The organism is Actinoplanes auranticolor, assembly GCF_018332655.1.
GTDB lineage: Bacteria > Actinomycetota > Actinomycetes > Mycobacteriales > Micromonosporaceae > Actinoplanes > Actinoplanes auranticolor.
Genome location: NZ_BOQL01000045.1, coordinates 1 through 16,851, shown reverse-complemented (window position 1 = coordinate 16,851; position 16,851 = coordinate 1). Strand labels below are relative to the sequence as shown.

Here is a 16,851-nt window from a genome sequence, read left to right as displayed (position 1 = left end):
GCGGCGACTACCCGTAGATGCGGCGGCGGGACACCTCCGCGAGGGTGACCGCGGCGGCGACGCTGGCGTTCAGCGACTCCACCTCGGACATCATCGGGATGCTGACCCGCAGGTCGCAGGTCTCGCCGACCAGCCGGGACAGGCCGCGGCCCTCGGAGCCGACGACCACCAGCAGCGGCCCGACGGCGGCCTCGAGCTGGTACAGGTCGGTCTCGCCGTCCGCGTCCAGCCCGATCGCGGTGAATCCGGCCTGCTGGGCCGCCTTGATCGAGCGGGTCAGGTTGACCACCTGGGCCACCGGCACCCGCGCGGCCGCGCCGGCGCTGGTGCGCCACGCGGTCGCCGTGATGCCGGCCGCCCGGCGCTCGGTCATGAAGACGCCGTGCGCGCCGAACGCGGCCACCGAGCGGATCACCGCGCCCAGGTTGCGCGGGTCGGTCACCCCGTCCAGGGCCACCAGCAGCGGCGCGGTCTGCTCCATCGCCGCGGCCACGAGGTCGTCGAAGTTCTCGTACGCGAACGGGGGCACCTGCAGCCCGATGCCCTGGTGCAGCACGCCGCCGGTCATCCGGTCGAGCTCCAGCCGGCTGATCTCCAGGATCGGGATGCCCCGGTCGCCGGCCGTCCGGACGATCTCGACGACCCGGTCATCGAGGTCGATGCCCTGCGCCACGTAGAGGGCCGTCGCCGGGATGGACGCCCGCAGCGCCTCGTTCACCGGGTTGCGGCCGAGCAGCAGCTCGGGACCTTCCCGGGTCGGGTTGGACTTGCGTCCGGGGGCGACCCGGGGACCGGTGCGGCCCTGCGCGCGGTTGCCCCGCTGCTGGGCCGGCCGGCCGGAGGTGCCCCGGCCGCCACCGCGACCCCAGGTGGTGTCCTTGGTGCCCGGGACGCCGACCTTGGGCGCGCGGCCCTCGGCGGCGGCGGCGCGCCGTTCCTTCTCCTGCTTACGCGCCGTCTTGTCGGGCAGCTTCTCGGTGCCGGAGTAGCCCTTGTGCCAGGGCCGCTCGTCGGCGGGCAGGGTCTTGCCCCGGCCCTTGAGTCCCGAGCTCGACCTGTTCTTGCCTCCGGAACCGGCGGTGGCGCCCTTCTTGGCCGACACGCGCTTGCTCACATTGAACGAATTACCCGGCATCAGTGCTGCTCTCCTACCGTCCAGCGCGGCCCGGCCGGAGTGTCCTCCACCTGAACTCCCGCATTCTTCAGCTGGTCGCGGACCGAGTCGGCCGCCGCCCAGTCCTTGCGTGCGCGCGCCTGCGCGCGCTGCTCCAGCGCCAGGGCCACCAGCGAGTCGATGATCGGCTTGAGGTCGCTGCCGTCGTCGCCGCTGCGCCAGGCGTCGTCGAGCGGGTCGAGCCCGAGCACGCCGAGCATCGCCCGGACCTCGGTCAGCGCGGCGCGTACGCCGGTCTCGTCGCTCGCGGCCAGCGCGGTGTTGCCCTCACGGATCGTGTCGTGCACGACGGCCAGCGCGGCCGAGGTGTTGAGGTCGTCGTTCATCGCCGCGGCGAAGGCCGGCGGCACGTCCTTGGGCCGGCCGGACCCGACGACCTCGACCGCCCGGTGCACGAAACCCTCGATCCGGCGGTACGCCGTGGCGGCCTCCCGCAGCGCCTCGTCCGAGTAGTCGATGCGCGAGCGGTAGTGCGGCACGCCCAGGTAGTAGCGCAGCTCGACCGGGCGGATGCCCATCGCCACCACCGCCTGCACGTCGATCACGTTGCCCAGCGACTTGCTCATCTTGGCCTCGCCGAGGTTGAGCAGCGCGTGGTGCACCCAGTAGCGGGCGAACGGCAGCCCGGCCGAGCAGGACTGGGCGATCTCGTTCTCGTGGTGCGGGAAGGTCAGGTCGAGGCCGCCGCCGTGGATGTCGAACTCGGCGCCGAGGTAGCGCCGGGCCATCGCGGAGCACTCGATGTGCCAGCCGGGCCGGCCCCGGCCCCACGGCGAGACCCAGGACGCGTCGTCCGGCTCATCGGTCTTCACGCCCTTCCACAGGGCGAAGTCGGCGAGGTGGCGCTTGCCGCGTTCGGGCACCCCGCCGGCGGAGAGCATGTCCTCGGGCCGCTGCCCGGACAGCGAGCCGTACTCGCGGTAGCTGGTCACGTCGAAATACACGTCGCCGGTGCCCTCGGCCGAGACGTACGCGTGCCCGCGCTCGATCAGCTCGGCGATCAGCTCGTGCATCTCGGTGATGTGGCCGGTGGCCAGCGGCTCGTAGGTCGGCGGCAGCACGTTGAGGGAGCGGTAGTCGGCGTCGAGGGCGAGCTTGTTCGCGTACGCGATCGCCCAGAAGGGGCGGCCCGTCTCCTGCGACTTGACCAGGATCTTGTCGTCCACGTCGGTGATGTTGCGGACGAAGGTCACGTCGAGGCCGATGTGCAGCAGCCAGCGCCGCAACACGTCGTAGTTGACCGCGGACCGCAGGTGACCGATGTGCGGCACCGACTGGACGGTGAGGCCGCACAGGTAGATACCGACCTGACCGGGCGTCATCGGGACGAAGTCCCGGACGGATCGGGTCGCGGTGTCATGCAGGCGGAGCGTCACCGTACAAGGGTACCGACCTCCGCCACGAAGTAACCTCCCGCCCGAGTGACGCCGGGCGGGAGGTTATCCACAGGTTCGTCCACAGCCCCTCAGGGGCGGGTCATCCGGAGCACGTCGAGGGCCTTGTCGAGCTGCTCCTCGGTCAGCGTGCCGTTGGCCACGTGCCCGCGCTCGATGACGACGGCGCGGATCGTCTTGTCCTCCTTGAGAGCCTGCTTGGCGATCGCCGCGGCCTCGTCGTAGCCGAGGAAGCGGTTGAGCGGCGTGACGATCGAGGGCGAGCCCTCGGCGTACGAGCGGACCACGTCCTCGTTCACCTCGAGGCCGTCGACGCAGCGGTCGGCGAGCATCCGGGCGGCCGCGGCCAGCAGCTTGATGGACTCGAGCAGGTTGCGGGCCATCACCGGCAGCATCACGTTGAGCTCGAAGTCGCCCTGGGTCCCGGCGAAGGCGACCGCCGCGTCGTTGCCGATCACCTGGGCGGCGACCTGGCGGACCGACTCGGGCACCACCGGGTTCACCTTGCCCGGCATGATCGACGAGCCCGGCTGCAGGTCGGGCAGGCGCAGCTCGCGCAGGCCGGCCCGCGGTCCCGAGCCCATCCAGCGGATGTCGTTCACGATCTTGTAGAGGCTGACCGCGACCACCCGCAGCTGCCCGGACGCCTCGACCAGCGCGTCGCGCGCGCCCTGGGCCTCGAAGTGGTTGCGCGCCTCGCTCAGCGGCAGCCCGGTCATCTCCTTGAGCAGCGAGATCACCGCGGGGGCGAAACCGGGCGGGGTGTTCACGCCGGTGCCGACCGCGGTGCCACCCAGCGGCAGTTCGGCGAGCCGGGGCAGGGTGTCGGTGAGCCGGTCGATGCCGTTCTGGATCTGCGCCGCGTACCCGGAGAACTCCTGGCCCAGGGTGACCGGCGTCGCGTCCATGAGGTGCGTGCGGCCGGCCTTGACCACCTCCGACCAGTCGCGGGCCTTGCCGCTCAGCGCCACCACGAGGTGGTCCAGGGCCGGGATCAGGTTGCTGGTGATCGCCTCGGTGGCGGCCAGGTGGATCGAGGAGGGGAACACGTCGTTGCTCGACTGCGAGGCGTTGACGTGGTCGTTCGGGTGCACCGGCCGGCCCAGCGCGCGGGTCGCCAGCTCGGCGATGACCTCGTTGGTGTTCATGTTGGACGACGTGCCGGAGCCCGTCTGGAACACGTCGATCGGGAACTGGTCGTCGTAGCCGCCGTCGGCGACGTGCGCGGCCGCGGTCACGATGGACTTGGCCAGGTCGTCCTCCAGCACTCCGAGCGCGGCGTTGACCTGGGCGGCCGCGCCCTTGATCTGGGCCAGAGCCCGGATGTGCGCGGGTTCCAGCCCGCGCCCGGAGATCGGGAAGTTCTCCACCGCCCGCTGGGTCTGCGCCCGCCAGAGGGCGTCGGCCGGGACCCGGACCTCGCCCATGGTGTCGCGTTCGATCCGGTAACCACTCTCGTCAGTCGTCGTCACCCTTCCATCCTGCCCCCGCCGGGCGGGGTCCGCAGTTGATCCGGGCCACTGTCGAGCTCGGCCAGCCGCCGGGCGACGTCCTCCCGCTCGGGCACACCCATCCGGGCGAACATGGTCAGCGCCTGTTCCAGCAGGCGCCGGGCGGACCCCGGATCGCCCTCGGCCAGGTGGACGGCGGCGAGGCCGGAGAGCGCGAGCGCGCACTCGTACGGGAACCGCGGCCGCGCCAGCCGCAACGCCTCGGCACAGCTCTCCCGGGCGCCGGCCAGGTCCCCGACGGCCAGCAGGAACTCGCCCCGGTGCGTACGGTGCAACGACTCGTACCGTCGGTGGCCGATCCGCTGGGCGATCTCGATCGCCTGCTCGACCAGCTCGAGTGCGGAACCGGTGCGCCCCTCGGCGTGCTCCAGCCGGGCCAGGCCGGCCAGGCCCTCCACCTCACCCACCGCATAGCCGGCCGAGCGGCTGAGCCGCAGCGCGGCGCTGACCATCCGCCGGCTGGTGGCGACCGTGGCCAGACCGACCCGCCACTTGGTCATGCCGATGGCATGCAGCGACGAGGCGGTGCCGACGGCGTCGCGCATCGCCACCGTGATCAGCAACCGGAGCCGGAAGTTGTGCAACGCCGGGCCGAACCGGCCCAGCCGGGCATGGCCCGCACCGATGCCCGCCCGGCGCAGCGCGACGCCGATCAGGTCGCCCCGGATCCGCATGTCGATCCGCAGCGACGCCTCCTGCAACGCGACCATCTCGGCGAAGCGGCCCTCGGCCTCCTCGAGGACCGCGAGGTTGCCCATCGACCGGGCCATCCCGGCCTCGTCGCCCAGCTCGCGGCAGATCTCGATGGCGAGCTCGAGCAGGGCCCGGGATTCGTCGCGGCGGCCGAGACGATGCGCCGACGAGGCGAAGTAGTTGGCGCAGACGGCCACCGTCGCCTGGTCGGCGAACTGCCGGGCCGCCTCCATGCCCCGGCGCAGCAGCACATCCAGCTCCGGCACATAGCCGCGGGAGAAGAGATACCGCCAGGCCGCCCGGGGCAGGCGCCAGACCCACTCCGGCTGGTCGACGGCCAGCGCCGCGTCGACGAACGCGGTCAGGTTCGGCCGTTCGCGTTCCAGGTGGGCGGCGGGATCGGTGAGGGCGGCGGTCAGATCCGGGCGCCGCGGCGGTTCCAGGCGCAGATCGGCCGTGGTGACCTCACGCTGCGGTCCGTCGTTCGCCGCGACGAACGCGTGCAGGTGGAAGTCGAGCAGCCGGACCACCGCGTCCCGGCGGTCCGCACCGGACAGCTCGGCCGCCAGGGCTGCCGCGTACTCGCGCAGCAGATCGTGCAGCCGGAAGACCTCCGGCTCGGGCTCCTCGATCAGGTGCGCGTCCAACAGGTCGTCCAGCAGGTCACGAGCCTCGTCGAGGGACTCGTCGGCCAGCGCCGCCGCGGCCAGGACCTCGAACCGCTCGCCCGGGTGCACCCCGAGCAGCCGGAACATCCGCCGGGTCCGCTCCGGCAGCTGCCCGTACGACAGGGCGAACGCGCTCGCCACCGTACGGTCCTCGGCGGCCAGCTCGGGCAGCGCCGCGTCGCCCAGCCGGCGCAATAGATCGGCGACCCGCCACCGGGGCCGGTGGGCCAGCCGGGCACCGGCGAGCCGGATGGCCAGCGGCAGGCGCCCGCAGCGCCGGATCACGTCGAGGGCGGCCTCCGGTTCCGCGGCGACCCGCGCGCCGACGATCCGCTCCAGCAGCGCCACCGCCTCGGCGTCGTCGAGCACCGGCAACGACTCGGGGTGCACCCCGTCCAGCCCGGTCAGCCGGCGCCGGCTGGTGATCAGCACCGGGGTCGCCCCGGACGCCGGCAGCAGCGGCAGCACCTGCGCGGTCGAGGCGGCGTTGTCGAGCACCACGATGGACCGCCGGGTGGCCAGCTGACCGCGCCAGAGCCGGATCCGCTCGTCCAGATGATCCGGGATCTGGTCGGCCGGCACACCGAGTTGCCGGAGCAGCGTCACGAGGGCCGCCTCGGGCAGCAGGGGACGTTGATCGCTGTGTCCCTGCAGGTCGACGAAGAGTCCCGCGTCGGGGAAGCGGTCGCGCAGCAGCCCGGCGAGGTGGACGGCGAACGTCGTCTTGCCGCTGCCGGCCATCCCGTCGATCACGCGGACGGCCGGCAGGGCACCCGCTTCGTCCATCGTGGCCAGCAACCGGGCCGTCAGCTGCTCCCGGCCGGTGAAGTCACCGACCGCCCGGGGCAGGCTGTCGACCGCTGCCGGCCCGGGAGCCGGCGACTGCGGCTCGGTCAGCTCGCCGAGCAGGATCTGCCGGTGCAGGTCCTGCAGCGCCGCACCCGGCTCGATGCCCAGCTCCTGCTGCCAGTGCTCGCGGATCCGGCGGTACTCGGCCAGGGCGTCGGCCTGCCGCCCGGCCCGGTGCAGAGCGAGCATCAACTGCGCCCGCAGCCGCTCACGCAGCGGGAACTGCTCGACCAGCCCGGTCAGCTCGGCGATCAGATCGGGGTCGCGGCCGCCGGCCAGCTCCAGATCCATCCGGTCCTCGACAGCCAGTCCGTGCTGCTCGTCCAGCACCGCACCGCGCTGGCGCACCGCCCGGACCTCCAGGCCGGCCAGCACCGGCCCCCGCCACAGAGTCAGCGCCTCCCGGAACAGCTTGCGGGCAGCTTCCGCGTCCCCGCCCGCGGCGACGGCCCGGGCCTGCGCGATCATCCGGGTGAAGTCGGTGGCGTCGAGCTGGTCCGGCGCACAGCGGATGCCGTAGCCGGCCGGGTCGGTGAGGATGAGGTCCGGCCCCAACGTCCGGCGCAACCGGGAGACGCAGGTCTGCAGCTGACCCCGCGCCGTGGCCGGCGGCCGGTCCTCCCACACGGCATCGATCAGATCCTCGACGGCCACGATCCGACCGCATTGCAGGAGCAGCATGGCCAGCACCACACGGTCGCGGCCGGCGGTGATCGCCGCCTCCCGCCCGGCGTCGGTCACCGAGAGCGGCCCCAGGACGCCGAAGCGCATCAGGTCAGCCCCTCCGCGTCATCGAGCTCGGCCAGCCGGCGCCGGACCGGCCACCGCTGCGGTACGCGCATCCGCTCGAACAGCTCCAGCGCCTGCTGCCAGTACCGCCGGGCGGCGGCCGGATCCTCGGCCACCACGCAGTCGGCCAGCCCGGCGAGCGCCCGGGCGTGCTCGAACGGAATCACCGTGCGCCGCACCAGCGAGAGCACGTGGAGCCGCAGCTCGCGGGCACCGGCCCGGTCACCACCGGCGAGCAGCGCGGCGGCGAGATCGTTGGACGAGGTGACGACTGCGGGGTGGGCACCCCGTTCGCGGCTCAGTTCCACGGCTGTCATGTGGTGCGCGACCGCCTCCTCGTACCGGCCCCGATCCAGGGCCAGCCGGCCGAGTTCGTTACGGCTCTCCCACTCACCGACCCGGTAGTTGACGCGCAGGGCAAGACGCAGCGCCGCGCGCAGCAGGCGTTCCGCCGCGGCCGTGTGGCCGAGCTCCCGCCGGATCTGGCCGAGCAGCCCGAGCGTGTTGGCGAGCCGGCGGTCGTCGCCCGACTCGACCGCCGCCAGCAGTGCCCGGCGGGCCAGCCGCAGTGCCTCCTCGTGGCGGCCCAGCGCCGTGGTGGGAATGAGGACGTTGATCAGCCGGCTGCTCAGGCCGTGAGCATTCCCGTCGCGTTCCTCGGCCCGGTAGTACCAGACCGCCTCCTTCAGAGCCTCCTCGATCCGGCCCAGCCGCATCAGCACGCCGATGCGATTGCCACGGTTGCGCCGCTCTCCGCGCGGTGAGCGGAGCTGCCGGCTCAGCTCGACGGATTCGTCGAGCATCTGCAACGCCTCTTCGTGCCGGCCCATCCGGTAGTAGCCGGATGCCAGGTAGTTGCTGCAGACGGCCACCCCGCGGATGTCACTCGCCGCCTCGGCGATCGTCCGGGCCAGGGACAGCACGGCGATCAGATCGTCCAGATGGCTGCGCTCGTGCAGATACCGCCAGTTCGCCCGGCCCAGTTGCCAGGCCCGTTCCGCCGGTCCGATCCGCGCCGCCGACCGGACGAGGCCGATCAGATCGGGCCGCTGACGTTCCAGCCACTGCGGATCCGCCACCGCCAGGCTGACGAGTTCCGGTCGCAGCGGCGTGTCGGCCGGGTAGTCGCCAAGGGCGTTGTCGTTCTCCCCCGGCCGGTTGATCCGCGCGGTCGCGTGCAGGTGCAGGTCGATCAGCCCGCTGAGCGCGGCGTCACGCTCACCCGGTGCGATGTGCGCGGCCAGGGTGGCGGCGTACTGACGGACCAGGTCGTGCAACTGGTAACGGTCCGGCTCCGGCTCGTCGACCAGGTGCACGTCCACCAGGTCGTCCAGCACGTCCAGGGCATCGACCAGCGGGAGATCGCCGAGCGCGGCCACCGACAGCGCACCGAAACGCTCGGCCGGGTGCAGCCCGAGCAGCCGGAACAACCGCTGGGCGCGGTCCGGGAGCTGCCCGTACGTCACCGCGAACGCGCTGGCCACCGTGCGGTCCTCGGCGGCCAGCTCGGGGAGCGCGGACTCGCCCAGCCGCCGGACCAGGTCGGCGACCCGCCAGCGGGGCCGGTGCGCCAGCCGGGCGCCCGCGAGCCGGATGGCCAGCGGCAGACAACCGCAGCGCCGGACGACCTCCGCCGCCGCGGCCGGCTCGGCGTCGACCCGGTCACCGGCGATCCGGGCCAGCAGGGCGACCGCCTCCCGTTCCGACAGCACACTCAGCGACTCGGGCCGGACCGCGTCCAGGCCGACCAGCCGGCGCCGGCTGGTGACCAGCACCAGGACCCGGCCGGAAGTCGGTAGCAACGGCGTGACCTGGGCGGTGGAGGCGGCGTTGTCGAGCACCACCAGAGCCCGGCGGCGGGCCAGTTCCGTATGCCACAGCTGCATCCGCTCGTCCGGATCGTCGGGGATCCGCTCGGCCGGTATCCCCAGCTGTCGCAGCAGGGTGATCAGCGCCGCGGCCGGCTCGACCGGCGCGCTCTCGCTGTGCCCGTGCAGGTCGATGAAGAGCCGCGCGTCCGGGAAGCGCTCGCGGACCAGCCCGGCCAGGTGTACGGCGAGGGTCGTCTTGCCACTGCCGGCCATCCCGTCGAGCACCCGGACCTGGGGATCGGCCGGACCGTCGGCCCCGATCGCGCCGAGCAGCCGGGCGACCAGCTCCTCGCGGCCGGTGAAGTCGCCGACCGCGCGGGGAACGCCGTCGACCGGGACGGCCGGCTGGGTGTCGGCGACGCTCCCGGTCAGGATGCGGCGGTGCAGGTCACGTAGGGCTTTCCCGGGTTCGATGCCGAGTTCCTCGCGGAACAGTTCCTCGGTCCGCCGGTACTCCGCGAGGGCGTCCGCCTGCCGGCCGACCCGGTACAGACACAGCATCAGCTGCATCCGCATCCGCTCCCGCAGCGGGAACCGCTCCACCAGACCGGTCAGCTCGGCCACCAGGTCGCGGTCGTGGCCACCGGCCAGGTCCAGCTCGATCCGGTCCTCGAGCACCGCCGCGACCTGCTCGTCCAGGACGGCGGCCTGCCGGCGCACCGTCGGGCTGTTGATGCCGGCCAGCGCGGGGCCGCGCCAGAGCTCCAGAGCCTCCCGCAACAGCTTGCGGGCGTCGTCGGGTCCGCCCGCCGTGCCGGCCGCGGACACCAGCCGGGCGAACTCCGCGGAGTCCAGGCCGGTCTCGTCGACGCTGATCCCGTACCCGGCGGGGTCGGTGAGGATCAGGCCCGGCGGCAGCGTCCGGCGCAGCCGGGAGATGCAGGTCTGCAGCTGCCCGCGCGCCGTGGTCGGCGGGCGGTCCTCCCAGACCGCGTCGATCAGCTCGGCGACGGCCACGATCCGGCCCGGGCGCAACAGCAGCATCGCCAGCACGACCCGGTCACGACCGGCGGTTATCGCCAGCTCACGGCCCGCACTGGTCACGGACAGCGGTCCCAGGATGCGGAACATCAGCACGGCGGGCACCACCCCCCGCCGTCCCACCGGTCCACGCGGGTCGTACGCCGGCCTGGCCGCAACGGAGATCCACCTCGTTTCCGCACGTCGATCGGCATCGACCATAGCCGAATTCCGCTCACGAACCAGCCGGCGGCGAGAGCGGAACGACAGCGGAACGAGAGCACCGCACGGCAAACTCTGGGACAGGCCGTTCCGCTTTGATGTCCTTCATCGCCCCAAGGAGCGGAACGGCCTGCCAACGGGGGTGTTCAGCTCGTTCGCGACGATGTCGCGGACGAGCTGTTCGCGTTGCGGCCCCGGACGCCGGTTGGACGTCACCCGGGCCGGAACGTATCGTCGCCAAGGGTTTGGACGTCCCCGACGAACAGGATCTTTGTCATGCGAACCGCCCTCACCGCCGTCTCGCTGGCCTGCGTGCTGCTCACCGCGACCGCCTGCAGCAGCGACGACAACGGCTCCGAGACGATCGCCGGGGCCCCCGCAGCGGAGACACCCTCCCCGGTGACGACCACCGTGCCGGAGCCCGACTACGACGCCAGCACCCGCAAGGTCTGCGCGACCCTGACCAAGGTCTTCGACGCGGACGTGGCCGCCTTCGGCACCGCGATGGGCAAGATGATCGCCTACAAGGAGGCGAAGCAGACCACGGAGGCCGAGCAGGCCCGCAAGGCGGCCAGCAACGAACTCAAGGACGTCGCGGCGAAGGTCCGCAAGGCGACCGCGACCGCCGAGGACCCCGAGCTGAAGCAGGCGGGCGCGGTGTCGGCCACGAAGTTCGCCAAGAGCGCCCAGGACAAGGCCCTGTTCGACAAGGTCAGGACCACCAAGGACCTGGACCGGACGCTGGCCGCCAAGATGCCCGACTGGATGGACCCGGTCGCCGGCCTCTGCGGCAGCTGAACGGGCGCCCTAACGGCGGCCGATACCCAGCACCGGCTTGGTGACCTCGGCGAAGAAGTCGTTGCCCTTGTCGTCGACGACGATGAAGGCCGGGAAGTCCTCCACCTCGATCTTCCAGACCGCTTCCATGCCGAGCTCCGGATACTCCAGGACCTCGACGTGGCGGATGCAGTCCTGGGCGAGCCGCGCCGCCGGGCCGCCGATCGAGCCCAGGTAGAAGCCGCCGTGGCTCTTGCACGCGCTGGTCACCTGGCCGGAACGGTTGCCCTTGGCCAGCATCACCAGGGAACCGCCCGCGGCCTGGAACTTCTCCACGTAGGCGTCCATCCGGCCCGCGGTCGTCGGCCCGAACGAGCCGGACGCGTAGCCCTCGGGGGTCTTGGCCGGGCCCGCGTAGTAGACCGCGTGGTCGCGCAGGTACTGCGGCATCGGCTCGCCCGCGTCGAGGCGCTCGGCGATCTTCGCGTGCGCGATGTCGCGGGCGACGACCAGCGGGCCGGTCAGCGAGAGCCGGGTCTTCACCGGGTATTTGCTCAGCTCGGCCCGGATCTCGGCCATCGGCCGGTTGAGATCCACCCGGACGACCTCGTCGGCCTCCAGGTTGTCGTCGGTCACGTCCGGCAGGAAGCGCGCCGGGTCCGGCTCCAGGCGTTCCAGCCAGACGCCCGAAGGGGTGATCTTCGCCAGGGCCTGCCGGTCCGCCGAGCAGGAGACCGCGATCGCCACCGGGCAGGAGGCGCCGTGCCGGGGCAGCCGGATCACCCGGACGTCGTGGCAGAAGTAGCGGCCGCCGAACTGCGCGCCGATGCCGAAGTCGCGGGTCAGCTCGAGGACGGCCGCCTCCAGCTCGACGTCGCGGAAGCCGTGCGCGGTCATCGAGCCGCCCCGGGGCAGGTTGTCGAGGTACTTCGCGCTGGCCAGCTTCGCGGTCTTGAGGGCGTACTCGGCGCTGGTGCCGCCGATCACGACCGCCAGGTGGTACGGCGGGCACGCGGACGTACCGATCAGGCGCAGCTTCTCGTCCAGGAACTCCATCATCCGCGCCGGGTTCAGCAGCGCCTTGGTCTCCTGGTAGAGGTACGACTTGTTGGCCGAGCCGCCGCCCTTGGCCATGAACAGGAACTTGTACGCGTCCGGCTGGCCGCCCGGGTCCTCGGCGTACAGCTCGATCTGCGCCGGCAGGTTGGAGCCGGTGTTGCGCTCGTCCCACATGGTCAGCGGGGCGAGCTGCGAGTAGCGCAGGTTCAGCCGGGTGTACGCCTGGTAGACGCCCAGGGCGATGGCCTGCTCGTCGGTGCCGTCGGTCAGCACGTGCCGGCCGCGCTTGCCCATCACGATCGCCGTACCGGTGTCCTGGCACATCGGCAGCACGCCGCCGGCCGCGATGTTGGCGTTGCGCAGCAGGTCCAGGGCTACGAAGCGGTCGTTCGGCGAGGCCTTCGGGTCGTCGATGATGGCCCGCAGCTGAGCCAGGTGGGCCGGGCGCAGGAAGTGCGCGATGTCGTGCATGGCCTCGGCCGTCAGCAGCGTCAGCACGCTCGGGTCGACGGTGAGGAACCGCCGGCCGCCGGGCCCCTCGACCACGTCGACGCCCTCGTCGGCGAGAAGTCGATACTCGGTCAGGTCGTCACCCGTCGGCAACAGTGGCGAGTACGAGAAAGCGGCGGCTCTGCTCATGACGGGCAAGCCTAGGCCAGCGCCCGCACGAGGCGCGAACCAGCACGGTCACGGGTCGATCACTGTGCGGGCGAGGAGCTGAACGGCAGGTACGCCATGTCGCGCCCGGCGACCAGGATCAGGCCACCCGGCCCCACCGCGAAGACCTTCGCATCGGTACGCGCTTCGGTCAGCACCCCACCCGTACGCGGGCTCAGCGCGATCACCTTGGCCGGTTTGCGCTGGGCCACCACCGCCGCGTACCGGGTCAGTGCGGCCTGCGCGTCCGCGGTGATCGCGCGCCGCCAGGCCACCTTGCCCCGGCTGAACGACCGGGCCACCAGCGTCCGTTTGTCCTCGGTGCGGACCAGCGCGTACCGGTCGTTGACGGCGAGGACGTCCTGGCCCTGCTCGCCCCGCCAGAGCGTCCGGCCGTCGTGCGCGGCGATCAGCTCGCGCCGGCCCACCGGGTCGACCCCGAGCACGACCTCGTCCCCGCCCGCCGGGTCCCGCTCCTGCTTGCACGACGAGCCGTTGTCCGCCGTCCGCAGGTTGAGCCCGTCGCTCTGCCAGACCGGCCGGTCGTCGGGCGGGTCGTGCGCGATGACGCTGTAGTAACAGGTGCCGTCCCGGGCCACGCCGGTGACCGTGAGGACCCGGCTGCCGACCACGGTGACGCGCTGGTCGCGGGCCGGCGTACGGGTCTGCACGACCCGGCCCTGCGCGGTGTCGATCACGTCGATCCTGCCGTCGCCGGGCAGCCCGATGAGGTTGGGCAGCCGCCTGGGCCCGGCCGCCCGGCTGTCGATCTGCGAGGACCCCAACGGCTGCGTGTCGGGCAGGTCCGGGTTGGCGGCGTCCAGCACGAAGCCGATGCCGGGCGTGCCGACCGTCCACATCGGCTTGCTGCCGCGCGGTTCCCAGGCGCTCAGCTCGCACTCGCCGGCCTTGGGGCACCGCAGGTCGAGGATCGCGTCGGCGTAGGTCCACACGGCGGCGGCCTGGGTGTCGCGGCGGCGGACCGCGCCGGTGGCCGGATCCAGGACCTCGTAGCCCTTGGTCAGCAGGCGCCCGACGACCACGACCGCATCGCTGTCGCCGCCGGCGACCCCGGCCCAGTCGGCGTCGGACTTCCAGAGCCGGACCCCGGCGGTGATCCCGTACGCCTCGATGGACGTGCGGTACTCGACCACGACCGCGCCACCGCTGATGGTGACGCTGCGCGGGGACCCGCCGATGGCGGTCTGCCAGCTGGCGACGCCCTCGGCGATCGGGTCGCTCTGGTTGATCCAGGACCAGAGCTTCGGGAACGGGTTCCACACCCCGGTGGTGGCCAGGATGACGACGACCACGACGCCGACCAGCGCGTAGCCTTTCGCCGACCCGCCGGAAGCCACGTCGGACACGGTAACGAGATCGACAGGGCTCGACCGCCAGCCCGAAAGGTCCGTGTCGCGGGCTTATGCCCGGCTTGCCGCCCGGACCAGCGGCATCGTGCGGTACGGGATCTGCTCGGCCAGCGCGATGATGGTCGACGCCCGCAGGATCCCCTCGTAGGTGACGATCTCGTCGATGACCCGTTGCAGGTCGGCGTTCGAACGGGCCACGATCCGGCACATCAGGTCCCCGCTGCCGGTGATGGTGTGCGCTTCGAGGACCTCCGGGATGTCCGCCAGGTGCGCGGTCACCGCCGGGTGGCCGTACCGCTGGCTGATCTCCAGGGTGACGAAGCTCATCACGCCGTAGCCGATCGCGGCCGGCGACACGTCCGGGCCGAAGCCGCGGATCGCGCCCCGCGAGATCAGCTTGTCCAGCCGGGCCTGCACCGTGCCGCGGGCCACCGCGAGCCGGCGGGAGAGCTCCAGCACCCCGATCCGGGGCTCGGCCGCGAGCAGGGCGAGCAGCTTGCCGTCGAGGGCGTCCAACTGCACATCTTGTCCAGACATAGTGCGTCAGCACTCTACCGAATGTGCAGACTGACCAGCCAGGAATTCCACTATTGCCCAGCACGCCGCGGAGGGCCAGCCTCGGGACATGACGCAGATGTTGGAAACCGCCACCGAGACCGTCGACGTTTTCCCCGTCAAGGGCGTCGACCACCTCCAGTTCCTCGTGGGCAACGCCAAGCAGGCCGCCCACTACTACTCCACCGCCTTCGGGATGACCTGCGTGGCCTACCGCGGTCCCGAGCAGGGCTTCCGCGACTACGCCGAGTACGTGCTGGTCAGCGGCTCGGCCCGGTTCGTGATCACCGGTGCCGTGCACGCCGGGGCGCCGCTCGCCGAGCATGTCACCAAGCACAGCGACGGCATCTTCGACATCGCGCTGGCCGTGCCGGACGTGGACGCGGCGTACAAGCACGCCCTCTCCGCCGGCGCGTCCTCGGTGAGCGAGCCGCACGACCTCACCGACGAGCACGGCACGGTCCGGCTCGCCGCGATCGCCGCGTACGGCGACACCATCCACACCTTGATCGACCGCTCGAAGTACGACGGGCCGTTCCTGCCCGGCTTCGTGTCCCGCAGTCCGATCGTCGACCGGCGGCCCGCGATCGACGCCGGCCTGCAGCCCAAGCGCTACTTCCAGGCCGTGGACCACGTCGTCGGAAACGTCGAGCTCGGCAAGATGGACGAGTGGGTGGCCTTCTACGGCCGGGTCATGGGCTTCACCAACATGGCCGAGTTCATCGGTGACGACATCGCCACCGACTACTCCGCCCTGATGTCGAAGGTCGTGGCGGACGGCACCCGCAAGGTCAAGTTCCCGCTCAACGAGCCGGCCGTCTCCCAGCGCAAGTCGCAGATCGACGAGTACCTCGAGTTCTACGGCGGCCCGGGCGCCCAGCACGTCGCGGTGGCCACCAACGATATCCTGGCCAGCGTCGACGCGATGCGGGCGGCCGGCTGCGAGTTCCTCGACACGCCGGACTCGTACTACGACGACCCCGAGCTGCGGGCGCGCATCGGTGAGGTGCGGGCCCCGATCGAGGAGCTGAAGAAGCGCAAGATCCTGGTCGACCGGGACGAGGACGGCTATCTGCTGCAGATCTTCACCAAGCCCGTGCAGGACCGTCCGACGGTCTTCTTCGAGCTGATCGAGCGGCACGGGTCGCTCGGCTTCGGCAAGGGCAACTTCAAGGCTCTGTTCGAGGCCATCGAGCGGGAGCAAGAGCTGCGCGGAAACCTGTAACACTGTCTCCGTGACGCAAGCGAACGACGACGCCGCGGCCGCGACCGGCCCGCCCACCGGTGGGCCGGTCCACGCCCCGGTGCCGCCGCAGGCCGGTGGCCCGCCGGCATACCCTCCGCCGACCCCGTACGGCCCCGCGCCGTACTACGGACCACCCCAGCAGTACGGGTGGCGGCCACCGCCGGTGCCCGTGGCGCCCGACGGCCGGCCGCTGGCGGACTTCGGCACCCGGCTGCTCTCCCACCTCATCGACACCTCGATCCTCACCGGCATCGCGATGGTGGTGTTCGTACCGGTGATCTTCGGGGCGTTCTTCGTGCTGATGCCGGACCTCACCGACTCGGTGACCGGCGCCACCCCGAACGTGACGCCCGACGACGTGATGGCCGACTTCTTCCTGCCGCTGCTGCTCATCGAGCTGGGCCTGATCGTGGTCCTGCTCGCGGGCTACTACGTCTACTTCGTCGAGATGATGTACCGCAGCGGCCAGACGCTCGGCAAGAAGCTCATGAAGATCAAGGTCGTGCCGTCCGAACCGGGCGCGAAGCTGACCCGGGGCATGGCCGCGAAGCGGTACCTGATCGAGTTCGTCGCGGGCACCGTCGTACCGTTCTTCTACTACGTCGACGGCCTGTGGCAGCTGCGGGACAAGCCCTACCAGCAGACCCTGCACGACAAGGTCGCCAAGACCGTCGTGATAAAGGTTGCGCCATGACTTCGCTGCCCGCCGGTTGGTACAAGGACCCGGCCGACCCGACAACCCAGCGCTGGTGGGACGGCGAGGGCTGGCTGGGCAAGGCCCTCCCGGCCGACGCGACGCCGCCCGACGGCCCGCCGCCCGCCGAGGAGCCCGAGCCGGCCGGCCCGGCCGGGCCCGGGACGTCGGCCGGTGCTGTCTCGGCCGGTGCCGTTTCGGCCGGGACCGTTCCCGCGCCGGGCTCGTCCGCGACGCCGGGCGCCCCCACGCAGCAGAATCCGGGGTCACCCGCCGGCGGGCCACCGCCCGGCTGGGGCACCCCGCCGCCAGGCTGGACGCCCCCGCCCGGCTCTGCGCCTCCGCCCGGATGGACACCGCCC

12 protein-coding genes are annotated in these 16,851 nt (G+C 72.1%); 4 read left to right on the top strand and 8 right to left on the bottom strand.

From position 1 onward, the window contains the following. Positions 1 to 7: 7 nt before the first annotated feature. The 5 genes from rlmB to Aau02nite_RS28110 all read right to left on the bottom strand — a co-directional run bounded on the left by rlmB (position 8) and on the right by Aau02nite_RS28110 (position 10,020). On the bottom strand, positions 8 to 1,135 hold the full coding sequence (gene rlmB, locus Aau02nite_RS28130) for a 23S rRNA (guanosine(2251)-2'-O)-methyltransferase RlmB (RefSeq protein WP_212991607.1): 1,128 nt from the start codon (positions 1,133 to 1,135) through the stop codon (positions 8 to 10). Continuing rightward, positions 1,135 to 2,550, bottom strand: coding sequence for a cysteine--tRNA ligase (gene cysS, locus Aau02nite_RS28125; protein ID WP_212991606.1), 1,416 nt, complete (start codon positions 2,548 to 2,550; stop codon positions 1,135 to 1,137). Before cysS ends, rlmB begins: the two co-directional genes overlap by 1 nt. 89 nt (positions 2,551 to 2,639) lie before the next feature. Next, complete coding sequence (locus Aau02nite_RS28120; RefSeq protein ID WP_212991605.1) at positions 2,640 to 4,040, bottom strand: class II fumarate hydratase; 1,401 nt, start codon at positions 4,038 to 4,040, stop codon at positions 2,640 to 2,642. After that, the gene (locus tag Aau02nite_RS28115) at positions 4,037 to 7,060 is read right to left on the bottom strand and encodes an AfsR/SARP family transcriptional regulator (RefSeq protein WP_212991604.1); all 3,024 of its coding nucleotides are present in this window, start codon (positions 7,058 to 7,060) and stop codon (positions 4,037 to 4,039) included. Before Aau02nite_RS28115 ends, Aau02nite_RS28120 begins: the two co-directional genes overlap by 4 nt. After that, complete coding sequence (locus Aau02nite_RS28110; protein WP_438841179.1) at positions 7,060 to 10,020, bottom strand: AfsR/SARP family transcriptional regulator; 2,961 nt, start codon at positions 10,018 to 10,020, stop codon at positions 7,060 to 7,062. Before Aau02nite_RS28110 ends, Aau02nite_RS28115 begins: the two co-directional genes overlap by 1 nt. 387 nt (positions 10,021 to 10,407) lie before the next feature. Here Aau02nite_RS28110 and Aau02nite_RS28105 point away from each other — a divergent pair, with 387 nt between their 5' ends. Next, a complete protein-coding gene (locus tag Aau02nite_RS28105; protein ID WP_212991603.1) occupies positions 10,408 to 10,929 on the top strand; it encodes a hypothetical protein in 522 nt (173 codons plus the stop codon). 9 nt (positions 10,930 to 10,938) lie between these two features. On the opposite strand, the gene Aau02nite_RS28100 is transcribed toward Aau02nite_RS28105, so the two are convergent. The 3 genes from Aau02nite_RS28100 to Aau02nite_RS28090 form a co-directional block, all read right to left on the bottom strand. Then, a complete protein-coding gene (locus Aau02nite_RS28100) occupies positions 10,939 to 12,606 on the bottom strand; it encodes a fumarate hydratase (protein WP_212991602.1) in 1,668 nt (555 codons plus the stop codon). Between the two features lie 59 nt (positions 12,607 to 12,665). Further along, positions 12,666 to 13,982, bottom strand: coding sequence for a PQQ-binding-like beta-propeller repeat protein (locus tag Aau02nite_RS28095; RefSeq protein WP_246595499.1), 1,317 nt, complete (start codon positions 13,980 to 13,982; stop codon positions 12,666 to 12,668). 63 nt (positions 13,983 to 14,045) lie between these two features. Next, positions 14,046 to 14,531, bottom strand: a complete 486-nt coding sequence (locus Aau02nite_RS28090) for an Lrp/AsnC family transcriptional regulator (protein WP_212991600.1) — start codon at positions 14,529 to 14,531, stop codon at positions 14,046 to 14,048. Between the two features lie 88 nt (positions 14,532 to 14,619). Between Aau02nite_RS28090 and hppD the strand changes: the two genes are divergently transcribed. The 3 genes from hppD to Aau02nite_RS28075 all read left to right on the top strand — a co-directional run. Next, positions 14,620 to 15,774: a 4-hydroxyphenylpyruvate dioxygenase gene (hppD, locus tag Aau02nite_RS28085; RefSeq protein WP_212991599.1), complete on the top strand. Its 1,155-nt coding sequence runs from the start codon at positions 14,620 to 14,622 to the stop codon at positions 15,772 to 15,774. Positions 15,775 to 15,784: 10 nt separating this feature from the next. Then, positions 15,785 to 16,489 carry an RDD family protein gene (locus Aau02nite_RS28080; RefSeq protein ID WP_212991598.1) on the top strand — a complete coding sequence of 235 codons (705 nt, stop codon included), beginning with the start codon at positions 15,785 to 15,787 and terminating at the stop codon, positions 16,487 to 16,489. Continuing rightward, positions 16,486 to 16,851: DUF2510 domain-containing protein (locus Aau02nite_RS28075; protein WP_212991597.1), on the top strand; the 366-nt coding region annotated here is incomplete at its 3' end. The genes Aau02nite_RS28080 and Aau02nite_RS28075, both read left to right, overlap by 4 nt.

Excerpts from the sequence above, each read along its gene's own strand:
- rlmB (WP_212991607.1), bottom strand. The coding sequence starts at position 1,135 with ATGCCGGGTAATTCGTTCAATGTGAGCAAGCGCGTGTCGGCCAAGAAG.
- Aau02nite_RS28115 (WP_212991604.1), bottom strand. The coding sequence starts at position 7,060 with ATGCGCTTCGGCGTCCTGGGGCCGCTCTCGGTGACCGACGCCGGGCGG.
- Aau02nite_RS28110 (WP_438841179.1), bottom strand. The coding sequence starts at position 10,020 with ATGTTCCGCATCCTGGGACCGCTGTCCGTGACCAGTGCGGGCCGTGAG.
- Aau02nite_RS28105 (WP_212991603.1), top strand. The coding sequence starts at position 10,408 with ATGCGAACCGCCCTCACCGCCGTCTCGCTGGCCTGCGTGCTGCTCACC.
- Aau02nite_RS28100 (WP_212991602.1), bottom strand. The coding sequence starts at position 12,606 with ATGAGCAGAGCCGCCGCTTTCTCGTACTCGCCACTGTTGCCGACGGGT.
- Aau02nite_RS28090 (WP_212991600.1), bottom strand. The coding sequence starts at position 14,531 with ATGTCTGGACAAGATGTGCAGTTGGACGCCCTCGACGGCAAGCTGCTC.
- hppD (WP_212991599.1), top strand. The coding sequence starts at position 14,620 with ATGACGCAGATGTTGGAAACCGCCACCGAGACCGTCGACGTTTTCCCC.